At 70.1% G+C, this 5,785-nt stretch carries 6 protein-coding genes; 5 read left to right on the forward strand and 1 reads right to left on the reverse strand.

Annotation, left to right across the window (positions count from 1 at the left end; genetic code table 11):
- The 3 genes from A9O63_RS13440 to A9O63_RS13450 all read left to right on the forward strand — a co-directional run.
- A partial coding sequence (locus tag A9O63_RS13440) for an HNH endonuclease (RefSeq protein WP_141703096.1) occupies window positions 1–243 on the forward strand: 243 nt, incomplete at its 5' end.
- A gap of 261 nt (window positions 244–504) precedes the next feature.
- On the forward strand, window positions 505–942 hold the full coding sequence (locus A9O63_RS13445; protein WP_069332400.1) for a phage terminase small subunit P27 family: 438 nt from the start codon (window positions 505–507) through the stop codon (window positions 940–942).
- Window positions 929–2,587 carry a terminase large subunit gene (locus A9O63_RS13450; RefSeq protein WP_069332401.1) on the forward strand — a complete coding sequence of 553 codons (1,659 nt, stop codon included), beginning with the start codon at window positions 929–931 and terminating at the stop codon, window positions 2,585–2,587. Before A9O63_RS13445 ends, A9O63_RS13450 begins: the two co-directional genes overlap by 14 nt.
- A 56-nt stretch (window positions 2,588–2,643) precedes the next feature.
- Here the strand turns inward: A9O63_RS13450 and A9O63_RS13455 are convergent, their stop codons facing one another.
- Window positions 2,644–3,537, reverse strand: a complete 894-nt coding sequence (locus tag A9O63_RS13455) for a serine hydrolase domain-containing protein (protein WP_069332402.1) — start codon at window positions 3,535–3,537, stop codon at window positions 2,644–2,646.
- Between the two features lie 141 nt (window positions 3,538–3,678).
- On the opposite strand from A9O63_RS13455, the gene A9O63_RS13460 reads away from it, so the two are divergent.
- Window positions 3,679–4,947, forward strand: coding sequence for a phage portal protein (locus tag A9O63_RS13460; RefSeq protein WP_084295891.1), 1,269 nt, complete (start codon window positions 3,679–3,681; stop codon window positions 4,945–4,947).
- The coding region (locus A9O63_RS13465) for a S49 family peptidase (protein ID WP_069332404.1) at window positions 4,944–5,785 on the forward strand (842 nt) is incomplete at its 3' end. The genes A9O63_RS13460 and A9O63_RS13465, both read left to right, overlap by 4 nt.

The raw sequence follows: 5,785 nt of genomic DNA on the forward strand, positions 1-5,785 counted from the left end.
TGGCGGCGGGCGCGGGCGCGGTTCCTCGCCGCCCATCCGCTCTGCGCCGACTGCGCCGGGCTCGGGCTCGTGGTCGCCGCGGCCGAGGTCGATCACATCCGGCCGCACCGCGGCGATCCGCTCCTGATGTGGGACCGGAGCAACTGGCAGCCGCTCTGCCGGCCCTGTCACAGCCGCAAGACCGCGCGCGAGGTGTTCCACCCACCGGGGGGCATCGCAAAATCGGAGGGGTCGGCACGGTAACCGGCGCTCGAACCTTCCTTTTCGTGCGCAGCGAATTGGCAAAAAAAGCCCACCGGGCAGAGGGATGAGAGGCACCGGGAGACCGGCGCCCTGCCCTCGCCCCGGCGGATCCACGACGAGCCGATGGCCGGGAGACCCCGCTCCGCTCCGCGGCGCACAACAGACATGATGGGCCGCCGATCCCGGCGCGCCCGATCCGGCCGCCGATGCGGCGGGATCGGGCCGGCGCGGGCGCGGTCCAAAGGAACAAGGACAGTCACGATGCGCGGGCAGAAGCCGAAGGTCTCGAACGTCATCCCGATGAAGGGCGACCTCGCGGCGCCCGTGCCGGAGGCCCCTAGCTGGATGAGCGCGGAAGGGCGCGACGTCTGGGAGCGCCTCGCCCCGGTGCTCATCGCGAAGAAGCGGCTCGAGCCCGCCTTCGAGGATCCGTTCGCGGTCTATTGCGAGGCGGTGGCCGATGTCATCCGCTTCACCGGCGACATCGCGGCCTTCGGCAGCTGGTACGAGGTCGAGACCCGCAACGGCCGCCAGCAGAAGAAGCGCGCCGTCTGGGGCCAGCGTCAGGATGCCATCGCCGTCATGAACCAGCTCGCCGCCCGCTTCGGCCTCACGCCGGTCGACGAGGCCCGCGTCCGCGTCACCGGACAGGGCGACCTCTTCGACGAGATCCTGAAGACCCTCGATGGAGCCGATTGACCATCCGGTCTCGCGCTATGCGCTCGATGTGGTCGAGGGCCGCGAGACTGCCGGAGAACTGGTGCGGCTGGCCTGCCTGCGCCATCTGACCGATCTCGAGACCGGGCGCGACCGCGGCCTCTGGTTCGACTGCCGCGCAGCCAGCCGGGTGCTGAACTTCGCCGAGCTGATCCAGCACACGACCGGGCCGCTCGCCGGCCGCCCGCTCACGCTCAGGCCCTGGCAGGCCTTCCGCCACGGCTCGGTCTTCGGCTGGAAGAAGGAGGGCGGCCTCCGCCGCTTCCGCACCACCTACCATCAGGTGGCCAAGAAGAACGGCAAGACCACCGACACGGCGGTGCCGGCGCTCTTCACCGCGCTCTTCGACCGCGAGGCGGCGCCGCAGGGCTATTGCGCCGCCACCACGCGCGACCAGGCCGGGCTCCTCTTCCGGGAGCTGAAGCGCATGATCCGCGCCTCGCCGCATCTCTCGGCCCTGATGCAGGTCTGGCGCACCTCCATCGAGGTGCCCGCGACCGAGGGGCTGATCGCCTGCCTCTCGCGCGACGGCAACAGCTCGGACGGGATCAACCCGCACTTCGCCGCCCGCGACGAGGTCCACCGCTGGACCGACCGGGAGCTGGCCGAGGTGCTGACGAACTCGATGATCGCCCGGGCCCAGCCGATCGACTGGGCGATCACCACCGCCGGCGCCGACCGCGCGAGCCTCTGCGGCGAGATGCGCGACTATGCCGAGGAGGTGGTGAGGGGCACGGTCAGCGACGACAGCTTCTTCGCCTATGTGGCGGAACCCCCGCAGGATTGCGACGTGGGGGATCCCCGGTTCTGGAAGATGGCGAACCCGAACCTCGGCGTCGCCTTCTCCGAGGAGCGGTTCGGCGAGATGTACCGCGAGGCCACGGTGATCTCGGGCAAGATGCCGAACTTCCGCCGGCTGCACATGAACCTCTGGACGGAAGGCGCCCAGACCTGGATCGCGCGCGACGTCTGGGACCGGGGCGCCGAGCCCTTCGACCCTCGGTCGCTCTACGGCCTGCCGGCCTGGGTGGGGCTGGACCTCTCGAAGACCACCGACCTCACCGCGATCTCGGTCGCGGTGCCGAAGGACGGGCAGATCTATCTCCTGGCCTATTCCTTCCTGCCCGAGGGGCCGAAGGGCTTCATCGCCCGCGCCCAGAAGGAGAAGCGCGAATATGTCGCCTGGCGCGATGCGGGCTGGCTCGAGGTCCATTCGGGCGGCGTGATCGACGAGGATCAGGTGATCGAGCGGCTCGAGACAATCCGGGCCCGGTTCGACCTGAGGGAGCTCGCCTACGACCGCTGGGGCATGAAATACATGGCGAAGGAGCTCCTGAAGCGCCGCTTCCCGCTGGTCGAGCACGGGCAGGGCTACGGCTCGATGTCCTCACCGATGAAGCGCTTCGAGGAGGCCGTCGCGCGCGGCCGGATCCGGCACGCGGGCAATCCGGTGCTGGCCTGGGCGGTGGGCAACGTGCACCGCGACGAGGATGCGGCCGAGAACATCAAGCCGAACAAGGCCCGCTCGAAGGGCCGGATTGACCCGGCGGTGGCCGCGATCATGGCCCTGGGCCGCGCCGAAGCCGCCGAAGGCCGCCGCCGCGCGCGGGAGGTGGAGACGGCATGAGCGGAGGCTTCTCCGGCATTGCTCTGCCCCGGGGCCGGCAGCGCGGAACGAAGCCGTCACTGGGTGCCACTGCACCTGACCGCCGCAAACTCCGCCAGCCCCTCATCGCAGCCGTCGGTGAAGCTCGCCACAGTGCGAGGATTCGACTGGTCGGGAAAGTGATAGATGGCGTTTACGCTGAACGGCCCTCCGCCGGAATGCCCAATGGCCCTTCCGGCCAGCCCCATCCTGCCGCTCATGAGGCCCAAGCCATACCCGCACTCTGTCCAGGGGCGTCCGTCAATCGCGCCGCCCACGGGAACGCAGGTCAGCATCTGCTGGAGCGACGTTGTTCTCAGGATCTTCCCGGCAAACAACGCGTGCAGCAACAGCGCGGCATCTCTGGGGGTCCCGATCAAGCACCCGTGGTAGACCCACCCCGGATGATACCTTTGTGCGGCGCCCCAATGCACACGCGAGAACTGCCTTCGGTCAATGGCGAGCTCCAGGCTTTGAAGCCCAAGCGGGACGCTGATCATGTCCTTGACCAGGTCGCCAAGAGACTGGCCCGCAGTTTCTTCCACCAGCTCGCGCGCCAGCATGTAGCCGACATTCGAGTAGGCCCAGCCGAAGCCTGGCGCGAATCGCATTCCCTGCGCCATGGCTAGCTGTAAAAGATTATCGCGTGACCAAGGCTCCTCATCGTTTGCAACAGCGCGATGATAGGCGGGAAGCGTGCCATAGTCCGGTAGGCCAGCTGTGTGGTTCAGAAGCTGGCGCAGGGTAAAGGGTCTTTCCCGCAGGGGCTGATCCAGATTGATCTTGCCGCTTTCTGCCACCCTCAAGGCAATGATCGCGATGACCGTTTTGGTGAAGCTCCAGTAGGGAAAAAGCAGGGCCCCACCGCTGTCTGCCACCTCAGCGCTCGGAGCAGGAAGGATGCAGGAAAAGATGCGTCTGCGCGGCGTCATCCTTTCAGCATAATGTCCTGCCGACCGGCAGCAATGGGCTTGGAGCGGATCCCGTTTCGAGCCCCAGCAGCTCTCACCAGCATCACGAAAGCGAACAGCAGGCGCTCCCCGCGGGAACGTCTGGCGGAAGGAAGGACCGGCATGAGCAGATGGCCCCGATTTGGCGCTTCGCGAATGGCGGGCGCCTCCGTCCGCACCGAGCCACCCGTGACCGCCCCGCAGGCCGCGGCCGAGGTGAGCGGGACGGCGGCGCCGAAGCCCTGGCTGCAGGAGGTCGGCTGGAGCTCGGGCGGCGCGAGCCGGATCCGCACCCTGCCCCGCGTCTCGGCCGAGATCGCGCAGCGCCATGCCACGGTCTACGCCTGCTGCGCCGTCATCGCGGGCGATCTCGCCAAGGTGCCGCTGAAGCTCTTCCAGCGCAGCGGCGACGGCCGCGAGATCCGGGTGCGCGACCATGCCGCGCCCTATCTTCTGAATGTGGAAGCCGCGCCGGGTGTGGCGGCCTCGGTGGTACGCTTCGCGCTAGGCTATGCCTTCACCCTCCGCGGCAATGCCTTCGCCTGGGCACCGCGCGACGGGGCGGGCGAGCTCGAGCTGATCGATCTCGTGCGCCAGCAGGGCTGCAGCGTGCTCCGCGCCGGCCGGGATCGGTTCTACGACTTCGAGGACGGCGCAGGCCTCCGCCGCCGCGCCCCGGCCCGCGCGATGATCCATCTGCGCTACATGGCTGAGGACGGCTGGACCGGCCGCAGCCCGCTCGAAGTCGCGGCCGAGAGCGTGGGCCTTGCGCTGGCGGGACAGGAGTCGGCGGCCCGCGCGGCCTCGGGCGTCACCGCCCGCGCCGTGATCCGGCTCCGCGACGATTACGAGGATGACGAGGCCCGCGTCCGGAGCGCCCGCCGGGTGGCCGCGGCCCTCCGCGCGCCGGAGGTCGAGGGCTTCCCGATCCTCGGCGAGGGCGAGGATGTGAAGACGCTCGACATGAAGGCCGCCGACCAGGAGCTCCTCGGCAGCCGCAAGTTCGACCGCGAGCAGATCGCGGCGATCTACCGGGTGCCGCCGGCGAAGCTCCAGATGATGGAGTACGGCGTGAAGGCCAATGGCGAGCAGCAGGCCATCGATTACCTGACCGACTGCCTCCTGCATTGGGCGAAGCAGGTCGAGGACCAGCTCGCGCTCGGGGTGCTGACCGAGGCCGAGCGCCGGGCGGGCCTCTTCTTCCGGCACGACTTCGGGGCCCTGCTCCGGCCCACGACAAAGGAAAGATTCGAGGCGCTCGCCAAGGCGGTGGGTGGCCCGATCCTGACCCCGAACGAGGCCCGGCGCATCGACGGCTACGATCCCATAGAGGGCGGCGACCGGCTGAACCCGGCCCCGAACATGACCCGCAGCGAGGAGACAAACCCATGACCCGCACGCTCGCCAGCCTCTTCGGCCCCCTGCAGCCCATGGCGCTGGCCGAGGATCTGGCCGCCCCCCTCCTCGCGCTGCCGATCCCGGAGAGCGCGGGCGGTCCCGCCGCGGCCGCCTGCGCTCCCGCAGCAGGCCCGACCGTTCCCGACCGCTTCACCGTCTCGCGCGGCCTCGCCGTGGTGCCGGTGCGCGGGATCCTGACCCCGAACATGGCGCAGTACGAGCGCTGGTTCGGCTGGGCGACCTATCATGGCCTCGCCGAGACCCTCGCCCACCTCGCCGCCAGCGAGGATGCCGCCGCCATCGTGCTGGAGATCGACAGCCCCGGCGGCCTCGTCTGCGGGATCGAGGCCGCGGCCGAGGCCATCGCGGCGGCAGCGGCCGTGAGGCCGGTCCATGCCCTCGTCTCGCCGCTCGCGGCTTCCGCCGCCTATTGGCTCGCCTCCCAGGCCTCCGAGATCGTGATGACACCGGGCGCCGTCGCGGGCTCCATCGGCGTGGCGCTGACCGCCGCGGCCCATGTCCAGCCCGGCGTCAACGGCGCGCAGATCTTCGAGATGAGCTCACGTCACGCCCGCGCCAAACGCCCCGACGCCTCGACCGAAGCCGGCCGCGCCGAGCTCCAGCGCAGCCTCGACGAGGCCGAGGCCGCCTTCCACGCCGCGGTCTCCGCCGGCCGAGCCATCCCCGCGGCCGAGCTCGCCACCCGCCTCAGCGTGACCGACGATCCGCAGGACGGCGGCGCCACCTTCCGCGCCCCCGAGGCTATCCGCCGCGGCCTCGCCGACCGCACCGAGACCCGCGCCGCCTTCTACGCCCGCCTCACCGCCCGCAC

Source organism: Cereibacter johrii (assembly GCF_001720585.1).
Classification (GTDB): domain Bacteria; phylum Pseudomonadota; class Alphaproteobacteria; order Rhodobacterales; family Rhodobacteraceae; genus Cereibacter_A; species Cereibacter_A johrii.